We start from the raw sequence: 23,814 nt of genomic DNA on the forward strand, positions 1-23,814 counted from the left end.
CCACAAAATCAGCTATGATTTCCTTCTTATTTTCGTGCAACTCCAAAGCTCTCCAGCACCTCTGGATACAACTTGTACTCCGCTTCATGAATACGAGCTTCAAAGCTTTCAATGGTATCATCAGCTAATCGTGGCACACGGACTTGTTGGATAATCTTCCCAGTATCGACACCTGAATCCACCCAGTGAATGGTCACACCAGACTGCTCAACACCTGCATTCCAAGCATCTTCAATCCCATGAGCTCCTGGAAACTCTGGCAAATAGGCTGGATGAATGTTAATGATACGACCCTCGTAAGCAGCGAGCAAAGTCGGACCAACAATTTTCATGTAGCCTGCTAGACAAATCAAGTCAATCTGGTGTTCTTGCAATAGTTCGACAAGGGCTGCTTCGTAGTCTGCCTTGCTCTCAAACTCCTTGAGTTCAAAAGCATAGGACAGGACACCAAGCTTGTCTGCACGCTCGAGCACATAGGTATCACGATGGTCTGAAAAGACAAACTCCACCGGAAATTCTTCGGCAATCACCTGAAAATTTGAGCCATTACCAGAGGCAAAAACCGCTATTTTTTTCATTTGATAATGACACTTTCGTTTTCTTTCTTGACGATGCGACCAATTTCATAGACTGGTTCATCCAACAATTCCTTAACGCGATCTACATTTTCAGGTCTAACTGCCAACATGAGTCCTACGCCCATATTGAAGATTTCAAACATTTCTTCATGCTTGATCTGACCGTATTTTTCAAGGGCTTTGAAAATTGGAAGGACTGGAACCTTGCTTTCCTCAATCTCAGCAGCCAAGTCAGCCGCAAACATGCGAGGGACATTCTCGATAAATCCACCACCAGTGATGTGGGCAATGCCGTTGACCAACTCTTCCTTGATGAGTGGCAAGACAGCCTTGACATAGATACGAGTCGGCTCAAGAAGAACGTCCTTGAGTTGCTTGCCTTCCAATTCTGGCAAAACTTCCTCACCCGTATAGTCAGCAAAGACACGACGGACGAGTGAGTAACCATTTGAGTGAATCCCACTTGAAGCAAGTCCGAGAAGAACATCACCTTCTGCCACTTTTGAACCATCGATGATTTGAGATTTTTCAGCCACGCCGACCGCAAAACCAGCCAAGTCATAGTCATCTGCGCCATACATACCTGGCATTTCAGCAGTTTCACCACCGATGAGGGCTGCGCCTGCCTGCACACAACCTTCTGCTACACCAGCGACGACTTGTTCTAGCTTAGCTGGTTCATTCTTCCCTGTCGCCACATAGTCGAGGAAATAGAGGGGCTCCGCACCTGCAGCGATGATATCGTTGACACACATAGCCACACAGTCCTGCCCAATCGTGTCATGCTTGTCGTACTTGATAGCCAACATGAGCTTGGTTCCGACACCGTCAGTCCCTGAGATCAAGACAGGCTCTTTGACACCTGTCTTTGAAAGGTCAAACATGCCACCAAAGCCACCAAGAGCTCCCATGACACCTGCACGCTCCGTACGAGCCACGTGCTTTTTGATCCGTTCAACAACTTCATAACCCGCTTCAACATCCACACCCGATTGAGCGTATGCATTTTTATTTGTCATTTGTTTATTCCTTTCCTTTAATGGAAAATCATCATCCGCCTATTTGTAAAAACTGGTCTTGTCCCCCAAGCTTCTACGATATTCTTCTTCGTAATCATAGAGGGGAGTTGGGTAGTCACCGTCAAAATAAGCGACACAGAGACCACCATTTGGTGCATCTGTTTCAATCCCGATAGAGTTAATCAAGCCATCAATCGAAAGATAGGTCAGGCTATCCGCACCAATGATTTGGCAAGTTTCTTCAACTGTATGATTGGCTGCAATCAGCTCCTGACGCGTCTGGATATCAATTCCGTAGAAACATGGATAAGCTAGCGCAGGACTTCCAATAGCAACGTGAACCTCCGTCGCCCCTGCTTCTTTCAAAAGCTGAACGATACGGCGAGAGGTTGTCCCACGAACAATGGAATCATCCACCATAACCACACGTTTGCCTTTGACAACGCCTGAAACGGCAGATAGCTTCATCCGCACACCTTGCTCTCGCAACTCTTGAGTCGGTTGGATAAAGGTACGTTGGGTGTATTGGTTCTTGATGAGTCCCATTTCATTTGGCAAACCTGATTCTTCCGCAAAGCCCATGGCTGCGCTAAGTGATGAGTTTGGCACACCGACCACGATATCGGCTTCATGTTTGAATTCACGCGCTAGTTGGGCACCCATACGTTTTCGAGCAGTATGGACATTGACACCATGGATATTGGAGTCAGGACGGGCAAAGTAGATATACTCCATAGAGCAAATCGCGAGCTGAGTATCATTTGTGTAGCTATCATACTGGATACCATTGTCGTCAATAATGACAATCTCGCCTGGTTTCACATCGCGAATCCACTCAGCACCGATTACTTCAAAGGCACAGGTTTCAGATGAAACCACGACTGCTCCATTGGCCATTTTTCCGATCGAAAGAGGACGAAAACCATTAGGGTCAAGGGCAGCAATCAACTTGTCCTCAAACAGCAAGATATAAGCAAAGCCACCTTTGACAAGACTAAGTGCTTCCTTGATTTTGCCCATCAGACTTGGATTGTGACTACGGCGAATCAAGTGAGCCAAGATTTCCGAGTCCGAAGTCGCGCTGAAAATCGCTCCTCTTTGTTCTAATTCTTGCTTGAGAGATTCTGCATTGGTCAGATTTCCATTATGAGCCAAGCCAAACTGCATATCATGAAAGCGGAAAAGGAAAGGTTGGATATTGTCTACAGAAGCTTCTCCCGCAGTCGCATAACGCACGTGTCCAATCGCTCCAGTCCCTGTCAATTTATCCAAATTAGCAGGATTTCTGAACACTTCTGATAAAAGCCCCATATCGCGATGACGCTTTAATGTCCCTTGGTCATTGGAGAGGATCCCTGCCCCCTCCTGACCACGGTGCTGAAGACTGTGGAGCCCAAAATAGGTCATTTTAGCAGCATCTGGATGCCCCCAGATACCAAAAACGCCACATTCTTCATTAAGAGATTTTACTTCGTATGTCATTTTTATACCTAATTTTATTTCCCTGTGAAATAACGCACAGCTGACGCGAACAGATGCTGGTCTTTATTCCCTGGGATGTTTTGGAAGAGACCGTCTTCATAACGTTCTGAGTGGCCCATCTTACCGATGATTTGGCCGTTCTTGCTGGTAATTCCTTCGATAGCGTTGACTGAACCATTTGGATTGTACTTGGAATCCATAGTTGGTTTTCCGTCAAAGTCCACGTATTGGCTAAAGATCTGACCATTGTCACGGAGCTCCGCAAATTCCTCCGCCGTCACGACAAACTTCCCTTCACCGTGCGAAACAGGAATAGCGTGGATATCGCCCACTTGCACCCCAGCCAACCATGGCGAGTTAGTATTGGCAATGCGGGTTTCCACCATCTTGGCCACGTGTTGGTTAGCATCATTGTAGAAGAGAGTTGGGCTAGTGCTAGTGGCATTCTCAAAGTTCCCGTATGGAAGAAGACCTGATTTTACGAGAGCTTGGAATCCATTACAGATACCGATAATCAAGCCACCACGAGCAATAAAGCTATCAATGGCTGCACGCACTTTTTCATTGAGCAGGATGTTGACGATAAACTTAGCGGATCCATCTGGCTCATCTGCAGCTGAGAAACCACCTGCAAAGAAGAGGATGTTAGCCTTACCAATATTGTCAACCATGGCTTCAACTGATTTGACAATAGCTTCTTCATTCAAGGTTACGAATGGCACCAAGTTGACCTCTGCACCTTCTTTTTCAAAGGCCTTGGCCGAGTCATATTCTGAGTTGGTTCCTGGGAAGACTGGGATGTAAACCACAGGTTTTTCAATAGTTTCTTTGGCTTTGATGACTGTGTCAGAAGTGACAGCTGGAACTTCTGACAATTCTTTTGCTTGGGCAAATTCGGTAGGATAAACTGCTTCCAATGTCCCTTGGAAGGCACTGTCTAGTTTGTCTCCATCTAGCTTCACGCCGTTGACAAGGAGTGTAAAATCTACTTTTGTCTGACCAATCTTCTCCACCCCAACGATTTCTTCAGGAGATGTGAAGACAAATCCACCTAATTGAGCTGTCAAAGCCGTTTCAAGATCAGGCAAGATTACCTCTGCACCGATATGATTTCCAAAAGTAGCAAGAGCCAAGCTTTCAAGGACACCACCATATTTAACAGCTGAAGCCGCCGTCACCTTATGAGCTTTTTGAATGGCTTCAAATTGAGCAAAATTAGACTTAATAAGTTCAAAATCAATTTCTGCAGAGAGAGCTTGACCTGGGATGTAGTAGATGTTTTCACCGGCAGTCTTAAACTCAGGAGAGAGCACCTTGCGGTTATCTGCTGTTGTCACCCCAAAGGCAACCAAGGTTGGTGGCACCGTCAATTCTTCAAAGGTACCAGACATAGAGTCCTTACCACCGATAGATGGCAAACCAAGTTGAAGTTGTGCTTCGATAGAGCCTAGAAGAGCTGCTACTGGCTGACCAAAACGCTCTGCTTGCTTGTCCATCCGCTCGAAGTACTCTTGGTAAGAGAAACGAGCCTTAGACCAGTTAGCACCAGCAGCCACCAAACGAGCAGTTGCTTCGATAACTGCATAGGCAGCACCGTGGTATGGAGACCATTCAGCTACATATGGATTGAATCCTTGAGCCATGACGGACGCAGTATGAGTCACACCATGTTGAACTGGTAATTTCTGCACAGATGCCTCAGTTGGTGTGAGTTGGTAGCGACCACCAAGTGGGTGGTTGACTGTAGAACGACCAACAGAACAGTCAAAGATAGTTTGTAAACCTTTTTGACTAGCATGGTTGAGATCAGATAGAACCGCAAGGGTATCAGCTTCAAGTTTGTCAGCGCTTGTTGTACGCTCCTCTGGGAGCTTGACATCCTTATCCACAACCTTGGCATCGACGACCACGCGCACACCATTGGTATCAAGGAAACGACGTTCCAAGTCAACAATGGTTTCACCATTCCAGTGCATGACTAGATTTGGTTTTTCAGTCACTGTCGCAACCACAACAGCGTCAATATTTTCTTTGTTACATTCTGCAACAAAGGCATCTACATCCTCAGGACGAACCACGACCGCCATCCGTTCTTGTGATTCAGAGATGGCAATTTCGGTACCATTTAAGCCTTGGTATTTAAGAGGAACCTTGTTGAGGTCGATTTCAAGACCGTCTGCCAATTCACCGATAGCCACACAGACACCACCTGCACCAAAGTCATTGGATTTTTTGATGAGACGAGTGACATCGCCATTACGGAAGAGGCGTTGAATCTTACGTTCTTCAATGGCATTCCCCTTTTGAACCTCAGCTCCAGCAGTCTCCACAGACTCCACTGTTTGAACCTTAGAAGAACCTGTCGCACCACCGACACCATCACGTCCAGTCTTACCACCAAGCAGGATAATGACATCGTCCGCTTCTGGTTTTTCACGGACAACATTTTCCTTAGGAGCCGCACCGACAACGGCACCAAGCTCCATGCGTTTGGCTACAAAGCCTGGGTGGAAGTATTCACGAACATAGGTCGTCGCAAGACCGATTTGGTTCCCGTATGAAGAATAACCATGAGCAGCTGTTTTAGAAATAACTTGTTGTGGCAGTTTACCAGCACGTGTTTCCGAAATCGGTGCTGTAATATCACCAGCACCCGAGATACGCATGGCTTGGTAGACATATGAGCGACCTGACAATGGGTCACGAATAGCGCCACCGATACAAGTAGCCGCTCCACCAAAGGGTTCAATTTCTGTTGGGTGGTTGTGGGTTTCATTCTTGAACATGAGGAGCCATGGTTCTTTGACACCATTAACATCTACTTCAATTTCAACCGAACAAGCATTGATCTCATCAGACACTTCCATGTCATCCAAACGACCATTGGCACGCTCATAACGCCCGAAAATAGTCGCCATATCCATCAAGGTTTGTGGTTTCTCCGAGCGCCCCAACTCCTCACGCATGGCAATATACTTATCATAGGTCGCCTGCAATTGCTTTTGGAATTTAGAAGCTGAGAAATCAATCTGTTTCAACTCAGTCTCAAAAGTCGTGTGACGACAGTGGTCAGACCAGTAAGTGTCCAAAACCTTGAGTTCTGTTTCCGTCGGCACGCGCCCAATTGACTTGAAGTAGTCTTGGATAAAGAGCAAATCATCCACTTCCATGGCCATCCCTTGCTCAGCCTTGTAGCGGGCAAAGTCTTCTGCTGTATAGCTTTCAAAGAAAGTCAATTTTGGAATGGTCTTGTCTGACTCTGAAAATTCCTGCTTGGCAATCCCTGTTGTGATATCCTTGAAACGAGAATCCACTGGATTGAGCAGGTAGTTCTTGACCGCTTCTAGCTCAGTCGCATCGATATCCTTATTGACCAAGTAAAGTTGAGCTGTGTTGACCGTTACATCACTTGAACTACCAAGCAAGAGCAAGGCTTCTTGTGAAGATGCTGCACGTTGGTCAAACTGTCCTGGCAGGCTTTCAATGGCAAAGAAAGCATAGTTAGCAAGATCAGCGTGCACAGCCGCTTCATCCAAGACATGGTCGGTCACCTGCTCAGAGAAGATGTGTTTCTCTGCGGGCGCAAACAAATCCTCTGCCAAATCAAAGACATCATACACTTGCACGATGCGAATACTTTTCAAGGTTGAAAGTCCCAAGTTGTGCTGGAGTTCTCTCACCAAACTCTCTGACTTGACCTGAAAATCAGCCTTTTTTTCAACAAAAATACGTTTATCCATCAATTCTTATTCCTTTATTTCAGCTCTTGCAATGTTCCCAAATGACCTTAAAGGTGTTATTTTAAACCTTGCAACTTCTCCCAAACAATCTCGTAAACATCTGTCAATTCACCCAAGCCACGACGGAGTGAAAAGGTCTGGGAGACCTTTTCAGCCTGAGTCCTTTTATTTGAGAGACGAAGGTTTTCCGTTACCAACAGACTATTTTAATCCTTGTAACTTCTCCCAGACAACTTCATAAACGTCTGTTAGTTCTCCCAATCCCCTACGGAAAACATCCTTGTCCATGTGGTTGCCATCCGCATCCCACAAACGGCAGTTGTCTGGTGAAAATTCGTCTGCCAAGATAATCTCGCCATCCTTGTCAAAACCAAACTCTAGCTTAAAATCAATCAACTTAAGACCAATCTCAGCAAACCAAGCTTTCAAAAGTTCATTGATACGACGCGTTTCTTCCTTCAAGTAAGCAATCTGCTGGTCATCCGCAATTTTAAGGAATTTCACATGCTCGTCATTGATAAAAGGATCATCCAAATCATCATTTTTATAGTAAAATTCGACAATTGGAGTCTCAAATGCGATACCTTCTTCTACGCCAAAACGTTTTGAAAAGGAACCAGCCGTGTAGTTGCGGAGCACAACTTCCAGAGGAATAATGTCAACTTTTTTATTAAGCTGATCTGTATCTGAGATTTTCTCGATAAAATGCGTTGCTACATCGGCAGCGTTCAACTTTTCAAAGATAAAGGCTGAAATCTGATTATTTAACACTCCCTTGCCCGCAATCTGCTCCTTCTTGACACCGTTAAAAGCAGTCGCCTGATCCTTGTAGCGGGACAAAATCACCTGCTCATCTTCTGTCGCAAAAATATCCTTTGCTTTTCCCGAATATAACAACTTGTTTGACATTTTATTATTCGCCTTTCGTGCTTTTATGCTTTAAGTTTATCACTTTTAAATATATTTTACAAGTATTCCCCGTACATTGCAGACGAAAAAACATGAAAAAAATTGGAAATACAACATTTAAAAACTGAAAATATCTTGTTTCCATACAAAAACAGGACTTTTTCAAGTCCTGTTCTAGAATTCATTAATATAAGTCCAAATAATTATCAATTTCCCATTGGGAAACGAAGGTCGCATAGCTAGCCCATTCAATCCGCTTGGCTTCAACAAAGCTAGTGTAGATATGATTGCCCAAAGCTGCCTTGACGACCTCATCTTCGGTTAAAGCCTTAAGGGCATTATGGAGAGTAGATGGCAGGTCTGTAATACCAGCTTCCTTACGCTCCTCAGCTGTCATCACATAGATATTTTCCTCGATTGGAGCTGGCGCTTCGATTTTATTTTCCACTCCATGCAGTCCCACTTCTAGGAGCACTGCCATAGCAATATAAGGATTAGCCATCGGGTCTACTGAACGCAACTCCAAGCGAGTTCCCATACCACGTGATGCTGGTACTCGAACCAAAGGTGAGCGATTTTGCCCAGCCCAAGCGATGTAAACTGGCGCTTCAAAGCCAGGCACCAAACGTTTATAAGAGTTGACCGTCGGATTCATGATAGCCGTATAGTTATAGGCATGCTTAATCAAACCACCCAAGAAATAATAGGCTGTCTCAGACAACTGCATTCCTTTTGGATCTTCTGGATCATAAAAAGCATTATTACCATCTTGGTCAAAGAGGGACATATTGCAGTGCATACCAGAACCAGCAATACCAAACTTGGGCTTAGCCATGAAGGTCGCATAAAGGCCGTGCTTACGAGCAATGGTTTTAACAACCAGCTTGAAAATCTGAATCTTATCACAAGCTCGTAGCACCTCATCATATTTAAAGTCAATCTCGTGCTGACCGACTGCTACCTCGTGGTGACTAGCTTCCACTTCAAAGCCCATCTTGGTCAAGACATTGACAATTTCCCGACGCGTATTGTCCGCCAAGTCTGTCGGTGCCAAGTCAAAGTAGCCACCCTTATCATTCACTTCCAGTGTCGGATCGCCATTTTCATCCAATTTGAAAAGGAAGAATTCTGGCTCTGGTCCAAGGTTGAAGGATTTGAACCCTACTTCCTCCATATGTTTGAGAGCCCGCTTGAGATTGCTGCGAGGATCTCCTGGAAAGGGAACATGTTCTGTCGTGTAAACATCACAGATCAAGCCTGCTACACTACCATTTTCATCTCCCCAAGGGAAAACTGTCCAAGTATCCAAATCAGGATATAGATACATGTCAGATTCATTGATCCGGACAAATCCCTCAATGGACGAACCGTCAAACATGGCCTTATTTGACAAGACCTTTTCAAGCTGCTCATCCGTTGCTGGAATTTCAACGTTTTTCATGGTTCCCAAAATATCAGAGAACATAAGACGGATGAAAGTAACGTTTCTTTCTTTTACTTCGCGACGAATATCAGCTGCTGTAATGGGCATGGGTAACTCCTTATAGTTTTAAAAATAGTTTATGATCGACGCATGTGACCAAAAGTTGGCAGAGAAGAACCAAAACGACCTTGCTGTAAAATATCATTGTGGAGGGCCCGACGGACTTCCTTTTCACTAATCGTTTTATGGGATTTAGCTTCACGTTCAGCATATTTCTTTTTGATAGCGGCGATATTATAACCTTCAGAAATATAATCCTTAATTTCCAAAAGTCGATCCATATCATTCAAGGAATACATCCGACGATTGCCCTCATTCCGAACGGGGGTAATCAGATTTTGCTCCTCATAATACCGAATCTGACGGGCAGATAAGTCCGTCAACTTCATAACGCTACCTATTGGAAAGACTGCCATATTTCGGCGAAACTCTTTTTCCTTCATCTTTTTCCTCTCTATGCACTATTATAACCATTTTTTTTTGTATGTCAACAAGTAATGTAAGATTTTCTTACACGATTTACTTTCCAATTTTGAAAAGATGCTTAAGCCTATCCACATCCGAATTTACTAATATCGCAACAAAAACCCCCATAAAGGTTTCAAAAACCCTAGCGAAAACGTATAAAGTCGTATCTTCTGGACTAATGGAGAGAGTGATGATTAGCATGGCTGAAACACCACCAATCACCCCCGCCTTATTATTCATAGCGACATTGGTCATGATGGTCAGCATGGTACAGATTGGGACAAATACCAAGGTCACCCAAAACTGACCGTTCAATAAATTTCCTAACAAATAAAATAACAGGGCGTAGAAACCGCCGACGCTATTTCCTAAAATACGAGAAGTCCCGAAATGAACACTTTTATCAAAATCTTCCCGCAAACTAAATACCGCTGTCAAAGCCCCAATCTGGAGCCCCTTCCAGCCAAACATACCAAAGATGAGCAGGACAATAAAGACTGCTATTCCTGTTTTCAGCGTCCTCATGCCCAAGCGGAACTTGGATTTGTCAAATTTGTACTTACTAAAATAGCCCATGCCTTTTCCTTTTTAAAAGTAAACTATCTTTATTCTAACATATTTTTCAACAAAAAGGCTCTGTCCATCCAGTTTATTGTCAACCGCCTAGCAAAAAGACATAGCCAGCTCCTTCTCTTTTCTAGATACATTTCCCATTCTTGGTCAGCTATTAAGAAAATATAACTAGAAACCTACGAGGACAAGAGAAAATAGGCTGGGACAAAAGTCCTAGCCTCTCAATTGTCTTTGGATTGTCGAGCAAGACGCAGTGGTTGAGCGGGCTCTACTAGGCTGATTTCATCAGCTTTTACAGCCCTACTCAACTGTGCAGAGGTGGGACGACGAAATCGAATTCTAACGAATTACCGATTTCTGTCCCACTCTCTTCCGTTACAAATATTATTTTTCAGTCAATGCTGCAAGTCCTGGAAGAACTTTACCTTCAAGGAGTTCCATTGATGCACCACCACCAGTAGAAATCCATGAGAACTTGTCTGCACGGCCAAGGTTGATCGCTGCGGCAGCTGAGTCACCACCACCGATGATTGATTTCACGCCTGGTTGTTTCACGATAGCGTCCATGACACCGATTGTACCAGCTTGGAAGTCAGGGTTTTCAAATACACCCATAGGTCCGTTCCAGACAACAGTTTTCGCACCAGTCAAAGCTTCGTCAAATTTAGCGATAGATTTAGGACCGATATCCAAACCAAGGAAGCCTGGATCTACTGCTTCACCTTCAGTGTCTTTCACTTCAGTGTAATCAGCAAATGCGTTTGCTTCTTTTGAGTCAACTGGCAAGATCAATTTGCCGTTTGCTTTTTCAAGAAGAGCTTTAGCAACATCCAATTTATCTTCTTCTACAAGTGAGTTACCGATTTCGATACCTTGTGCTTTGTAGAATGTGTAAGTCATCCCACCACCGATAAGGACTTTATCAGCTTTTTCAAGCAAGTTTTCGATAACACCGATCTTGTCTGAAACTTTTGAACCACCAAGGATAGCTACGAATGGACGCTCTGGAGTTTCAACTGCTTCTTGGATGTAGGCAATTTCGTTTTCAAGAAGGAAACCAGCAACTGCTTTTTCAACGTTTGCTGAGATACCAACGTTAGATGCGTGTGCACGGTGAGCTGTACCGAATGCATCGTTTACAAAGATACCATCTCCAAGTGATGCCCAGTATTTACCAAGTTCAGGATCGTTTTTAGATTCTTTCTTGCCGTCAACATCTTCGTAACGAGTGTTTTCAACCAAGAGAACTTGTCCATCTTCAAGAGCGTTGATTGCTGCTTCCAATTCAGCACCACGAGTGACACCTGGAAGGAAAGCAACGTCTTGACCCAATTTAGCTGCCAAGTCAGCAGCTACAGGAGCAAGTGATTTACCAGCTTTGTCTGCTTCTTCTTTTACACGGCCAAGGTGAGAGAAGAGGATAGCACGTCCACCTTGTTCAAGGATGTACTTGATAGTAGGAAGAGCTGCAGTGATACGGTTGTCGTTGGTAATCACGCCATCTTTTACAGGAACGTTGAAGTCAACACGAACGAGAACTTTTTTCCCTTTCAATTCAACGTCTTTAACAGTCAATTTTGCCATTAGATATGACTCCTTCTTTTTTTATACGTGTTAATTATATCACAAAATCTACAAAAGTGATAGCAAAAATTAATGGCTTTTCCTCCTCTTATTGACATGAGATCCTTCAGAAGATAGAATAAGTATAATAAAGGAGGATAAGCCCGTGAACAAACTACCTCCCCTTCAAAAGAAAGCTAACCAAGATTTAAACATCATCGCTATCTTGACCGGTCTTTCATTTACTGTCTACTTATTTTATCGCGAGCAACTACTAGCCCTTATTCATCAAACCTCCATCCCCGTCTGGATCCGTCTTCTTGCCCTCGCCACCTACCAATTTGCTGTGGCAGGATTAGGGACAGTCTTGGTAATGGTTCGCCGCAAAGAAAACTGGAAAACATATGGTTTGGTAACTAAAGGTTTGCTTCCGACGCTTATCCAGACGACACTGATCTGTCTCCCCTTGCTTCTTTTCCTCAGTATTACAAGAAAAATTCATAACTACCTCCCCTTCCAATCCATCCCTTAACGCAAGAAATTCTTGCTAGTTATTTCCCCACAAATATCTTGGGTTACTTGCTCATTTCCCTGATCTAGGGTTTCTGGGAAGGTTTTAATTATGTTGTAATTGCCAGCAAAATCAACTGCCGCTACCCGTCTCAGCTAAATAGAGTCGATCTCGGCGCCTTCGTTTGTGCCCTGATTTGCCTGCTCATCCATGGAATGTTTGGCTTGGACCCGACTTCGCTATTTGAAGCAGTCACCGTATTCATCCTCATTTACGGCATGCTCGTCATTCAAAGAAAATGCATGGAGCTGTGTTCTCATCTTTTTCCTTCTATGGAATGCATTTTAAGACTAGGCAAAACTTCCATTTTAACAAAGCTTTGTCTCTAAGCGAATATCTTGTTTTTCTTATTCAATCTAAGAATAGACAATCCACGTTCCTAGGCTAATCGCTAATGACGCTACATGAAGGATTTGCCATCTGATAGCCATTCCTTCAAGCTGTTCTGCAAAACAAAAAAAGAGATCTCATGGATCTCTTTTTCATACAATTGAATTATTTAGCGATTTTCGCGAAGTATTCAAGAGTACGTACAAGTTGTGCAGTGTATGACATTTCGTTGTCGTACCATGATACAACTTTAACCAATTGTTTGCCGTCAACATCAAGAACTTTAGTTTGAGTTGCGTCGAACAATGAACCGTAAGACATACCTACGATATCTGAAGATACGATTGGATCTTCTGTGTAACCGTATGATTCGTTAGCTGCTGCTTTCATAGCTGCGTTTACTTCATCAACAGTAACGTTCTTTTCAAGAACTGCTACCAACTCAGTAACTGATCCAGTTGGAGTTGGAACGCGTTGTGCAGAACCGTCAAGTTTACCGTTCAATTCTGGAATTACCAAGCCGATAGCCTTAGCAGCACCAGTTGAGTTAGGAACGATGTTAGCAGCACCAGCGCGAGCACGACGAAGGTCACCACCACGGTGTGGTCCGTCAAGGATCATTTGGTCACCAGTGTAAGCGTGGATAGTAGTCATCAATCCTTCTACAACACCAAAGTTGTCTTGAAGTGCTTTAGCCATTGGAGCCAAACAGTTTGTAGTACATGAAGCACCTGAGATAACTGTTTCAGTACCATCAAGAACGTCGTGGTTAGTGTTAAATACGATTGTTTTAACATCGTTTCCACCAGGAGCAGTGATAACAACTTTCTTAGCTCCACCTTTAAGGTGTTTTTCAGCAGCGTCTTTCTTAGCAAAGAAACCAGTTGCTTCAAGAACGATTTCTACACCGTCAGTAGCCCAATCAATTTGTTCTGGGTCACGTTCAGCAGAAACTTTAACGAATTTACCGTTAACTTCGAATCCACCTTCTTTAACTTCAACAGTACCATCGAAACGACCTTGAGTTGTGTCGTATTTCAACAAGTGTGCAAGCATAACTGGATCTGTAAGGTCGTTGATGCGAGTAACTTCAACACCTTCTACGTTTTGGATACGACGGAAAGCAAGACGACCGATACGACCGAAACCGTTAATACCAACTTTAACTACCATTCGTGATTTCCTCCTTATGAAAATCAAAAAAATTTTTATGTGAAAAGAGTAACTTGAATCACTACAAATCACCTTTCAACATATCTATTATATACCTTATTGAGCAAAATTGCAACTGATTTCATTATTATTAACAAGTAACAAACTTTCTTTCATAGTTTTTCATAACTTTTCAAAATCACGCTTCATATAATAAAAAAACGCCCGCTAAAAGCGAGCGTCATGCAGTGAATTATTCACCACGGTGTTTCTTAATGATTTCTTCTTGTACTGACTTAGGTACATCTTCGTAGTGGTCAAACACCATCATGAAAGTACCGCGTCCTTGTGATGCTGAACGAAGAACTGTTGCATAACCGAACATTTCAGCAAGTGGAACGTAAGCACGAACGATTTGGCTGTTACCATGAGCTTCCATACCATCTACACGTCCACGACGAGCTGTTACGTGACCCATAACGTCACCAAGGTTTTCTTCAGGCACAGTGATTGTTACCAACATCATTGGCTCAAGGATAGCTGGTTGTGCAGTTTTAGCAGCTTCTTTCAATGCAAGTGAAGCCGCGATCTTGAAGGCAGTTTCAGATGAGTCGACATCGTGGTATGAACCATCGTAAAGTTTAGCTTTAACGTCAACCATTGGGTAACCTGCAAGAACACCGTTAGCCATAGATTCTACCAAACCTTTTTCAACCGCTGGGATAAATTCACGAGGAACCACACCACCGACGATTGCATTTTCGAATTCGAATCCTTTACCTTCTTCGTTTGGAGTAAATTCAATCCATACATCACCAAATTGACCTTTACCACCAGACTGACGTTTGAAGAATCCACGTGCTTGAGTAGAAGCACGGAATGTTTCACGGTAAGATACTTGAGGAGCACCTACGTTCGCTTCAACCTTGAACTCACGACGCATACGGTCAACAAGGACGTCAAGGTGAAGCTCACCCATACCAGAGATAACTGTTTCACCAGTTTCAGGGTTTGTTTCAACGCGGAATGTTGGATCTTCTTCAGCCAATTTTTGAAGGGCGATACCCATCTTGTCTTGGTCAGCCTTAGATTTAGGCTCAACCATCAATTGGATAACTGGTTCTGGAACGTTGATAGACTCAAGGATGATTTTAGCCTTTTCATCTGTCAAAGAGTCACCAGTAGTTGTATCTTTCAAACCTACGGCAGCAGCGATATCACCAGCATATACAGTTTCAATTTCTTGACGGCTATTAGCGTGCATTTGAAGGATACGTCCGATACGTTCACGTTTACCTTTAGAAGTGTTCAATACGTAAGAACCTGATTGAAGCACACCTGAGTAAACACGGAAGAATGTCAAACGACCTACGAATGGGTCAGTCATGATCTTGAAGGCAAGAGCTGCAAATGGCTCTTCGTCAGACGCTGGGCGAGTTTCTTCTTCATCTGTATCTGGGTTGATACCTTTGATAGCTGGGATATCAAGTGGGCTTGGCAAGTAATCGATAACTGCATCAAGCATCAATTGAACACCCTTGTTCTTGAAGGCTGAACCACACAATACTGGGAAGAATTCAACGTTGATAGTCGCTTTACGGATACCAGCTTTCAATTCTTCGTTAGTGATTTCTTCACCTTCAAGGTATTTCATCATCAATTCTTCATCAGTTTCCGCAACTGCTTCCACCAATTTTTCACGGTATTCTTGTGCTTGTTCAAGGTATTCAGCAGGAATATCTTCTTCCAAGATATCTGTACCAAGGTCGTTGGTATAGATTTCAGCTTTCATCTTGATCAAGTCAATGATACCACGGAAATCATCTTCAGAACCGATTGGCAATTGGATTGGATGTGCATTTGCTTGAAGACGGTCATGAAGAGTGCTTACTGAGTAAAGGAAGTCAGCACCGATTTTGTCCATTTTGTTCGCAAATACGATACGTGGAACTCCGTACTCAGTTGCTTGACGCCAAACTGTTTCAGTTTGAGGCTCAACACCTGATTGTGAGTCAAGAACGGTAACCGCACCATCCAAGACACGAAGAGAACGTTGTACTTCGATTGTGAAGTCCACGTGTCCTGGTGTGTCGATGATATTTACGCGGTGGTTGTTCCATTGAGCAGTTGTCGCAGCAGATGTGATAGTGATACCACGTTCTTGCTCTTGCTCCATCCAGTCCATCTGTGATGCACCTTCGTGAGTTTCACCGATTTTGTGAATTTTACCAGTGTAGTAAAGGATACGCTCAGTTGTAGTTGTTTTACCAGCATCGACGTGAGCCATGATACCGATATTACGTGTTTTTTCAAGTGAAAATTCGCGTGCCATGAGGTTGTTTTCTCCTATTATTTTATTTTACAATCTATTATAACATTATTTAGAAAAAACGGATAGGCAGGACCTACCCGTTCTCAATCTTTTCATGTTAGAGTTGGTTCCAACTTACAAGATGACAAGTTGAATTGAAGCTAATACTAATCGTTTTAACTAATTTGAACCCGAGCGAGGCTCTACGCAAAAAAGATAAACCGCTTTGTGTTCACAGAACACTGCATCAGTTTCCTATTTTTGCCTTGCGCCTTTAGCGCTCTTGGTATCATAATTGAACCCGGGCTAAAAGCTCGGAAAATAGATAAGCTCTCCTAGAATCTTCGATTCTTTGTCAAGCTTCCTAATTTTCAGTCGCTTTTCTAACGCCCTTAGTATCTTAATCTTACCAACGGAAGTGTGCGAAGGCACGGTTAGCTTCTGCCATACGGTGAGTATCTTCGCGTTTCTTAACTGCTGCACCAGTGTTGTTAGCAGCATCCATGATTTCTTTTGCAAGACGATCTTGCATAGTGTGTTCACCACGACCACGTGAAATTGTTACCAACCAACGAAGGCCAAGTGTAGTACGACGTTCTGGACGAACTTCAACCGGTACTTGGTAGTTTGAACCACCGACACGGCGTGCACGTACTTCAAGAACAGGCATGATGTTTTCCATCGCTGTTTCAAATACTTCAAGTGCATCATTCCCAGTAGCTTCTTTGATTTGCTCAAAAGCTCCGTAAACGATAGAAGCCGCTGTACCACGCTTACCATCAAGCATAACGCGGTTGATAAGACGAGTAACTAATTGTGAATTGTAAAGCGGATCTGGCAATACTTCGCGCTTAGGCGCACGGTTTTTACGACTCATTTATCTTTATCCCCTTTCCTTATGCTTTTGGACGCTTAGTACCGTATTTAGAACGGCCTTGCTTACGGTCAGTAACACCTGCTGTATCAAGTGCACCACGAACGATATGGTAACGTACCCCTGGAAGGTCTTTTACACGTCCACCACGAAGAAGAACCACGCTGTGCTCTTGCAAGTTGTGTCCGATACCTGGGATGTAAGCTGTAACTTCGATCAAGTTGCTCAAACGTACACGGGCAAATTTACGAAGGGCTGAGTTAGGCTTCTTAGGTGTCATAGTTCCGACACGAGTTGCAACACCACGTTTTTGTGGTGAAGATACGTTTGTTTGAACTTTTTTGTGGCTGTTGTAACCAACGTTCAAAGCTGGTGATTTAGATTTTTCTACTTTTGATTTACGCGGTTTGCGAACCAATTGGTTAATTGTAGGCATCTACATTCTCCTGTATTTTTTTAATTTTGGTGATGATACACTTGGTGACAGCTACCATCTGTGTGTACTTTTGCAACATTTGTCAGCACGTCTCTGTACACTTTTGAGAGACCAAAAGTAAAAAGTACCGTCTATCATTATAACACAGAAGCATATCCTCGTCAATAGGTTTTCTTGATTTTTTGCTTATCTTCACTTCTTAATCAACCCTTTGCTTGATTATTATCATCTTAAAGATCTGAAAATATGCTACAACTGATTGTTGATAATTACTTAAATACTAACAAAAATAGCTATTCAATCTTATTTTTCACTTGAAGTCTGGGAAGGAACCACCGTATTTGAAGAGGCGCCCGAAGTATCTGAAGACGGGCTTGGTATCTCCGAAGATGGATTTGGGGTAACTTCTGGACTAGAGGATGGTGCAGGAGTCAAACTTTCTTGTTGCTGTATTCGTGGTTCGATTGAGATGGCAGGTGTTCGATAAACTGGCGCAACAGGCGTAGGAGAGAACGACTGCTGCTGGTCTGATTCAGATTCAGCAGCTTCTTCAGGTGTTTTCATTGCATCTTTCACCGCTTGAATCCTAGCTTGGAACTTAGCTTTGGCTTCCTCGTCTTTTACCTTATCAACCGCTGCTTGCGCTTGATTCACATTTTCATCCGTTCGTTCTTCTTCCGACTTTTTAACAGCAGCTTCAGCATCTTGAATCGTACTATCTTCTGATAATACTTTATTTGTAGAATGAGCGCTGCTAGAGCTTAGACGTCTACTGTAACTGGCTGGTTTAGTGGAGCCCGTATTCTTCTGGGCTGGTTTCAAGAACAAAAGTCCAGAAACCAAGACGGCTACTAGAACCAATATAATTCCAGACTGAACAAAGATAGAACTTCTCTCTAATTTATCAAAAATATTTCTCATGACTCTTTCCTAAAGTTAATCAAATATATTTCCAATCTCAACATCTATTGTATTTGATTTGACATCGATATTGGTCACCTTCAACAGTGATTTGTAATCTAGATGATCGCGACTTGCTTGGGCATTGTCTGCAAAGACTGCCACTCCTGCCAACTCTGAATCAAACTCAGACAGAAGGCTAATCATCCCATTAACCGTTCCGCCTCCCTTAAGAAAGTCATCGACAATCAGCACTCGACTGCCAGCCTTGAGACTACGTTTGGAGAGGAACATTTTTTCAATCCGATCTCCACTAGAGCCAGAGACATAGTTGACACTGACTGTTGAGCCCTCAGTGATTTTCAAATCGCGACGGACAATGACAAAGGGAACATTCAAAACATTCGCGACAGCATTGGCAAGCGGAACTCCCTTGGTCGCAACTGTCATAACCGCATCAATCTTTTGATCTTTGAAAGCTTTGGCAATGATGCGACCGATATTATTGAGGATAGATGGCGTACTAAGCAAATCGGACAAGTAGATATAGCCGCCAGGCAGGATTCGATTGCTTTCAGATAGTTGATCGCGGAGATCCTGAACGATGACTTTTGCATCTTCTTCTGAAATGGAAGGAGTGAAGACAACACCTCCTCCGGCACCCGTAATGGTCTCAATCGTACCAATTTCAATTTCTTCAAAGGCACGTTTGATAATCACGATGTCTTCTGAAATAGAAGACTTGGCAGATTCATATTTTTCTGCAAATGTATTTAAACTTGTTAATTGGTAAGGATGGTTAATCAAGTAATTGGAAATAACCACCATGCGCTCACTTCTTCTTAATTTCATTTTTTCACCAATTCGACTCCATCAAAATCAGCCACAAACTAATCTATGAGCTAGAATTTTCTCACACAGAGCACAAATCAGCTCTTTCGATTTCAAAGTTTGGAGTGATTTCTTTGAATATTTATTTTATTTTTTCATTATATCATACTATATCAAAAAAACGAACATTATACTAAATATAATGCCCATTTTTCGTATTTCACTTGTCAATTTTTGGTTTATAGAAGGAACGATTTTCCAGCGCAAATATTTTATTGGTCATTTCTCCTGGAGCAACGAGAGACAGAGCCGTAGTCATCATCATCATTTCGGCATCCAGATTGTCAATCATGTGCAGGATTTCGGCCTCCATGATCTTTGGACGAACGGGACTGCCGTATTCAAGAAGGCCGTGGTGACTGAGAAGAACGTGGCGCAAAACGATGACATCTTCTTTGGTGTCGTCGATTTTCAGCTCCGCCAAGGTTTTAGTCAGTTCCTCATCAATCAGTGCGATATGCCCAATCAAATTGCCTCGGACGGTGTATTCCGTATTTTCTGGGCCACTCAGCTCAATGACTTTGGCCAAGTCGTGCAGCATAATCCCTGCAAAAAGGAGGCTTTTATTGAGCTGAGGATAGATGTCGCCAATCGCATCCGCTAGTTTGACCATGGTCGCTGTGTGAAAGGCTAGACCTGACTCAAAAGCATGGTGATTGGTTTTCGCAGCTGGATAGGAATAAAATTCCTTATCGTATTTGCTGTAAAGTGAGCGCACAACCCTCTGCCAGACTTGATTTTCAATTTTGAAAATCATTTGCGCCAAGTATTCCCTCAGTTCTTTTTGATCAACCGGTGGTTTTTCTTTGAAATCAGCAGGATTATTAGGCTCGCCGGCTTTTGGCAGGCGTAGCGTCAGCTGATTAACCTGAGGGGTGTTATTGTAGACTTCGCGTCGGCCTTGCATATGGACGACTTTCCCCGCTGTAAATTCGGCCACATTATGGGGCTGGGCATCCCACAATTTCCCCTCAATCACTCCAGTGTCATCTTGGAAAGTGAAGGCGAGGTAATTTTTCCCAGCTCTGGTCTGGCGGACTTCGGCTGACTTAATCAGATAAAATCCTTCAAACAGTTCATCCTTTTTCATTTGATTAATTTTCATAGTCTTCCCTTTCATCTGGAATATCTAGCAAGTGTAACTGAAGGTCTTGGTCAGACAATTCAATGTGTCGCAGCGTTCTTTCAATGGCATTGGTTCGGCGAGTCAGTAGCTCATCGATGCTGCCAGAAGCGTTCTTCAGGTGCTTCTGGGCCTTGGCTAGAATGCCGCCAAATTTGTTGAATTCCAGCTTGACACTGCCCAGAACCTTGCTGATGTCATCTGCGCTACGCTGGATGTTCAGGGTTTTAAAGCCAACTGAGAGAGAATTAAGTAGGGCTGACAAGGTAGATGGACCCGCCACGACAATCTGCTCATCTCGCCGCAGGCCGTCGAAAAACTCTGGATTGCGAACCACTTCGGAATAGAGACCTTCCGTTGGCAAAAACATAATCCCAAAATTAGTCGTAGCTGGCGGAGCTAGGTATTTGCTGTTGATATCCTTGGCAAAGCGCTTGACGCTAGCCAACAGCGACTTACGGTAAAGTTCAATTTCTTCCTTATTGCCAGACTCATAAGCCTCTTCCAAGCGGTAGTAATCCGCCAGAGGAAACTTGGAATCGATGGGCAGGTAGACATAGTCCTGCTCCGTCTGTCCCGGCAATTTGATGGCATACTCCACGCGCTCACTAGAACCTGCTACTGTGGCAAATTCCCGCTCATACTGACTGGGTGTCATGATGTCTTCGATAATTTGTCCCAGCTGGAGCTCGCCCATAATGCCGCGGGTTTTGGTATTGGAAAGAACCTTATTGAGGCTGCCCACATCCCGAGCCACAGTCTGCATCTCTCCCAAACCACGATTGACAGATTCTAGCTGCTTGGATACCGTCTCAAAGGAGGTCTGCAGGCGATTCTGCAAAGTCTTCTCCAATTTTTCCTCAACGGTCTGGCGCATCTGCTCCAGCCGCAGGTCATTGGACTCCTGAATCTGACGCATTCGCTCATCGGTTTTATCTCGATTTTTGCTGAAACTATCCGCCATTTCGGTTCGCAAATCCGTCAAATGAAGGTGCAAATCTGTTCGAACTTCGGCTAGCCGATCTCCCAGAACAAGTTCCAACTCTTTTTGCCGAAGAGCCTCCTGCTGTCTTTCTTGCTCAAAACGGTAATCCAGCTGGTCAGACAAGTGATCCTCCTGCTCTTCTAGCAAGACTTTGATTGCCTGCTCCTGCTGCCCCTGCCTCTGCCAGAAGAAATAGAGAAAGACCAGATTGATGATAAGCAGGATGATGATGATATACTCCATATCAACTCCTATCTTTACTGTAAATAACAACCGTATAACCCTTGTCAAAGGATAAAAATACAGGTCTATCTATAAATTCGTTAGAAGCATAGACTTTTTTAAAGAAAAAATTCCTTTCATTCAAAGGATATTTGGCTCCTTCAATGGTCAGAGCCACATCCTCTGTCGGCAGAAAGGCCAGATAGTCCATGCCTTCCACTGGCTTAATTTCATGACGACCAGAGGGCACATAGCGGATGCAATTCTGGGCATCCACTAAAGTCAGCTGCTCCATATAGGGAGCGATTTTATCATTGCTGGGCAAAAAAACATTGGCCAGAGCATGGTCTAGACGACCGCCAAAGGCGCCGAAAATCGTCAGATAAGCATCTGAATAGCGCTCAAGGCAAGCCAGAACAGCCAATTCCAAGTCCGTATCATCCTTTTCAGGCTGAGCCTGAATGACTTCCTTGGCGCTAGCTTTTATGCGCAGCAATTCTTCATCGGAAACAGAGTCAAAATCGCCAATCGCTAAGTCCAGAGGCAATCCCTGCTTTAGCAAATAAAAGGCACCACGATCAACTCCGACAAAAACATCAAAATCTCGATTGACCGCAGTCAAATCACCGCCAGCAAACAGAGCAATTCTAGTCATCTAACGCATCCCTCAAGGTCTGCACTTGATGACCGACATCACCTTTGAAGACATAGCTGCCTGTTACGAAAACATTAGCGCCAGCTTCTCTAGCCATCTGAATCGTCTTATCGTCAATCCCTCCGTCAACCTCAATATCAAAGTTTAGATGATTAGCTTCTCGCAGAGCGACTAGTTCACGAATCTTACCCATGGTTTCGGGGAGAAATGCCTGACCACCAAAACCTGGATTGACTGTCATGACTAGGACCTGATCCACTAGATTCAAAACATTTTTTATCGCTTCAACTGGTGTTCCAGGATTGATAGCAACGCTAGGTTTGACACCTGCCGCACGAATCTTCTGCAGAGCCCCATGAATATGCGGTGTCGCTTCCACATGGATGCTGATAATATCTGCACCTGCCCGAGCAAAGTCCTCAATATGATGCTCAGGATTGGACACCATGAGATGGCAATCAAAAACCATCTTGCTGTGGGGACGCATACTGGCCACAACCCCAGCTCCAAAGCTGATATTAGGGACAAAATGGCCATCCATGACATCCAAATGGGCATACTCTGCTCCGCTAGCTTCTAGCTTTTTCAACTCAGTCTCAAAATTAGCATAGTCCGCACTCAGAACAGAGGGAGCAATTTTAAATGTTTTCATGATAGTTCCTTTCTTTATTTAGGAAGTTTTTTAGCTGTCTTTTTATAGGTTTCACGACGGTTCTCGATTTCACTGAGAAATTGCAGGTAATTTTCAAAACGAAAAGCAGCAATTCGCTCGTCTTCTACGGCTGGTTTGACAGCACAAGCCGGCTCGTGCGTATGGGTACAAGTTCGGAATTTGCAGTCCCGACTGATTTCGGCAATTTCTGGAAAGGCTCCATTCAGATCTTCTGCCTTGTCTACTTCATAGTCTAAGGAAGAAAAGCCCGGAGTGTCCGCAATCTTTCCGCCATTCAGGTTATAAAAGCTAACCGCTCGTGTCGTATGACGCCCCCGCCCCAGACTTTCAGAAATTTCTCCTGTTTCTAATTGCAAGTCTGGTGCTATTTTATTGAGCAGGGTGGACTTTCCAACACCGGTCTGACCCATGAAAACAGTGATTTTCCCTGTCAGAAGTGGCAGTAACTCCTCAGTGGTTTTAACGACCTCATAGCCGATGGCCTGATAGGCCTGTACATAGACATCCAAGCTCTGCTCATCTTCAAGCAGGTCTAACTTGCTGATGTAGATAATAGGATGGATCCGCTTATGCTCCAAAAGCACCAAAAAACGATCCAAGAGATTAGCATTGAAGTCCGGCTCCTTGGCACTCATGATGACAACTGCCTGATCAATGTTTACAATGGGTGGCCGCACCAAACTATTTTTACGCTCGGCGATTTTTAAAATGTAGCCTTCAGAATCCTTGTCCGCTGAAAATTCGACATGGTCACCAACATAAGGCGTCTGACCTTTTTTGCGGAAATTTCCACGCGCTCTCGTCTGATACACCTGCCCATCTGACTCTACATAATAAAAGCCAGCCAAGGCTTTGATAATTATTCCTTGCAAGACT

General features: G+C 43.8%; 22 protein-coding genes. 1 reads left to right on the forward strand and 21 read right to left on the reverse strand.

Annotated elements, in window-relative coordinates; all coding sequences use genetic code 11:
• Positions 1-26: 26 nt before the first annotated feature.
• The 10 genes from purN to I872_RS09130 all read right to left on the reverse strand — a co-directional run bounded on the left by purN (position 27) and on the right by I872_RS09130 (position 11,836).
• The gene (gene purN, locus I872_RS09085) at positions 27-578 is read right to left on the reverse strand and encodes a phosphoribosylglycinamide formyltransferase (RefSeq protein WP_015605801.1); all 552 of its coding nucleotides are present in this window, start codon (positions 576-578) and stop codon (positions 27-29) included.
• The gene (gene purM / locus I872_RS09090) at positions 575-1,597 is read right to left on the reverse strand and encodes a phosphoribosylformylglycinamidine cyclo-ligase (protein ID WP_015605802.1); all 1,023 of its coding nucleotides are present in this window, start codon (positions 1,595-1,597) and stop codon (positions 575-577) included. The genes purN and purM overlap by 4 nt, the downstream gene beginning before the upstream one ends.
• A 39-nt stretch (positions 1,598-1,636) precedes the next feature.
• On the reverse strand, positions 1,637-3,079 hold the full coding sequence (purF, locus tag I872_RS09095) for an amidophosphoribosyltransferase (RefSeq protein ID WP_015605803.1): 1,443 nt from the start codon (positions 3,077-3,079) through the stop codon (positions 1,637-1,639).
• Between the two features lie 14 nt (positions 3,080-3,093).
• Positions 3,094-6,819 carry a phosphoribosylformylglycinamidine synthase gene (locus tag I872_RS09100; RefSeq protein ID WP_015605804.1) on the reverse strand — a complete coding sequence of 1,242 codons (3,726 nt, stop codon included), beginning with the start codon at positions 6,817-6,819 and terminating at the stop codon, positions 3,094-3,096.
• 56 nt (positions 6,820-6,875) lie between these two features.
• Positions 6,876-7,016: a hypothetical protein gene (locus tag I872_RS12510; RefSeq protein ID WP_015605805.1), complete on the reverse strand. Its 141-nt coding sequence runs from the start codon at positions 7,014-7,016 to the stop codon at positions 6,876-6,878.
• Positions 7,017-7,020: 4 nt separating this feature from the next.
• Complete coding sequence (gene purC / locus I872_RS09110; RefSeq protein ID WP_015605806.1) at positions 7,021-7,728, reverse strand: phosphoribosylaminoimidazolesuccinocarboxamide synthase; 708 nt, start codon at positions 7,726-7,728, stop codon at positions 7,021-7,023.
• A 184-nt stretch (positions 7,729-7,912) separates the two neighbouring features.
• Positions 7,913-9,259 (reverse strand): type I glutamate--ammonia ligase, encoded by a 1,347-nt coding sequence (glnA, locus tag I872_RS09115; RefSeq protein ID WP_015605807.1) that lies wholly within the window; start codon positions 9,257-9,259, stop codon positions 7,913-7,915.
• Between the two features lie 29 nt (positions 9,260-9,288).
• On the reverse strand, positions 9,289-9,654 hold the full coding sequence (locus tag I872_RS09120) for a MerR family transcriptional regulator (RefSeq protein WP_015605808.1): 366 nt from the start codon (positions 9,652-9,654) through the stop codon (positions 9,289-9,291).
• Between the two features lie 76 nt (positions 9,655-9,730).
• Positions 9,731-10,255, reverse strand: coding sequence for an FUSC family protein (locus tag I872_RS09125; protein ID WP_015605809.1), 525 nt, complete (start codon positions 10,253-10,255; stop codon positions 9,731-9,733).
• Positions 10,256-10,636: 381 nt separating this feature from the next.
• On the reverse strand, positions 10,637-11,836 hold the full coding sequence (locus I872_RS09130) for a phosphoglycerate kinase (protein ID WP_015605810.1): 1,200 nt from the start codon (positions 11,834-11,836) through the stop codon (positions 10,637-10,639).
• 145 nt (positions 11,837-11,981) lie between these two features.
• On the opposite strand from I872_RS09130, the gene I872_RS12345 reads away from it, so the two are divergent.
• Positions 11,982-12,347 carry a hypothetical protein gene (locus I872_RS12345; protein WP_015605811.1) on the forward strand — a complete coding sequence of 122 codons (366 nt, stop codon included), beginning with the start codon at positions 11,982-11,984 and terminating at the stop codon, positions 12,345-12,347.
• A 534-nt stretch (positions 12,348-12,881) separates the two neighbouring features.
• On the opposite strand, the gene gap is transcribed toward I872_RS12345, so the two are convergent.
• The 11 genes from gap to rsgA all read right to left on the reverse strand — a co-directional run bounded on the left by gap (position 12,882) and on the right by rsgA (position 23,810).
• Positions 12,882-13,889 carry a type I glyceraldehyde-3-phosphate dehydrogenase gene (gap, locus tag I872_RS09140; RefSeq protein ID WP_005591661.1) on the reverse strand — a complete coding sequence of 336 codons (1,008 nt, stop codon included), beginning with the start codon at positions 13,887-13,889 and terminating at the stop codon, positions 12,882-12,884.
• Positions 13,890-14,121: 232 nt separating this feature from the next.
• Entirely contained in the window at positions 14,122-16,200 is a 2,079-nt protein-coding gene (gene fusA / locus I872_RS09145) for an elongation factor G (protein ID WP_015605812.1), read from the reverse strand.
• A 385-nt stretch (positions 16,201-16,585) separates the two neighbouring features.
• Positions 16,586-17,056, reverse strand: coding sequence for a 30S ribosomal protein S7 (gene rpsG, locus I872_RS09150; protein ID WP_005591659.1), 471 nt, complete (start codon positions 17,054-17,056; stop codon positions 16,586-16,588).
• Between the two features lie 19 nt (positions 17,057-17,075).
• A complete protein-coding gene (rpsL, locus tag I872_RS09155) occupies positions 17,076-17,489 on the reverse strand; it encodes a 30S ribosomal protein S12 (protein WP_005591658.1) in 414 nt (137 codons plus the stop codon).
• A 303-nt stretch (positions 17,490-17,792) separates the two neighbouring features.
• Entirely contained in the window at positions 17,793-18,410 is a 618-nt protein-coding gene (locus I872_RS09160) for a hypothetical protein (protein WP_015605813.1), read from the reverse strand.
• Between the two features lie 15 nt (positions 18,411-18,425).
• Entirely contained in the window at positions 18,426-19,241 is an 816-nt protein-coding gene (purR, locus tag I872_RS09165; protein ID WP_015605814.1) for a pur operon repressor, read from the reverse strand.
• Between the two features lie 199 nt (positions 19,242-19,440).
• Positions 19,441-20,385 carry a 3'-5' exoribonuclease YhaM family protein gene (locus I872_RS09170; protein WP_015605815.1) on the reverse strand — a complete coding sequence of 315 codons (945 nt, stop codon included), beginning with the start codon at positions 20,383-20,385 and terminating at the stop codon, positions 19,441-19,443.
• On the reverse strand, positions 20,375-21,631 hold the full coding sequence (locus tag I872_RS09175; RefSeq protein WP_015605816.1) for a DNA recombination protein RmuC: 1,257 nt from the start codon (positions 21,629-21,631) through the stop codon (positions 20,375-20,377). The genes I872_RS09170 and I872_RS09175 overlap by 11 nt, the downstream gene beginning before the upstream one ends.
• Position 21,632: 1 nt before the next feature.
• Positions 21,633-22,265 carry a thiamine diphosphokinase gene (locus I872_RS09180; protein WP_015605817.1) on the reverse strand — a complete coding sequence of 211 codons (633 nt, stop codon included), beginning with the start codon at positions 22,263-22,265 and terminating at the stop codon, positions 21,633-21,635.
• Positions 22,258-22,917 carry a ribulose-phosphate 3-epimerase gene (rpe, locus tag I872_RS09185; RefSeq protein ID WP_015605818.1) on the reverse strand — a complete coding sequence of 220 codons (660 nt, stop codon included), beginning with the start codon at positions 22,915-22,917 and terminating at the stop codon, positions 22,258-22,260. The genes I872_RS09180 and rpe overlap by 8 nt, the downstream gene beginning before the upstream one ends.
• 14 nt (positions 22,918-22,931) lie before the next feature.
• Complete coding sequence (rsgA, locus tag I872_RS09190; RefSeq protein WP_015605819.1) at positions 22,932-23,810, reverse strand: ribosome small subunit-dependent GTPase A; 879 nt, start codon at positions 23,808-23,810, stop codon at positions 22,932-22,934.
• Between the last annotated feature and the right edge of the window lie 4 nt (positions 23,811-23,814).

It is taken from the genome of Streptococcus cristatus AS 1.3089 (genome assembly GCF_000385925.1).
In the GTDB taxonomy this organism is placed as follows: Bacteria; Bacillota; Bacilli; order Lactobacillales; family Streptococcaceae; genus Streptococcus; species Streptococcus cristatus_B.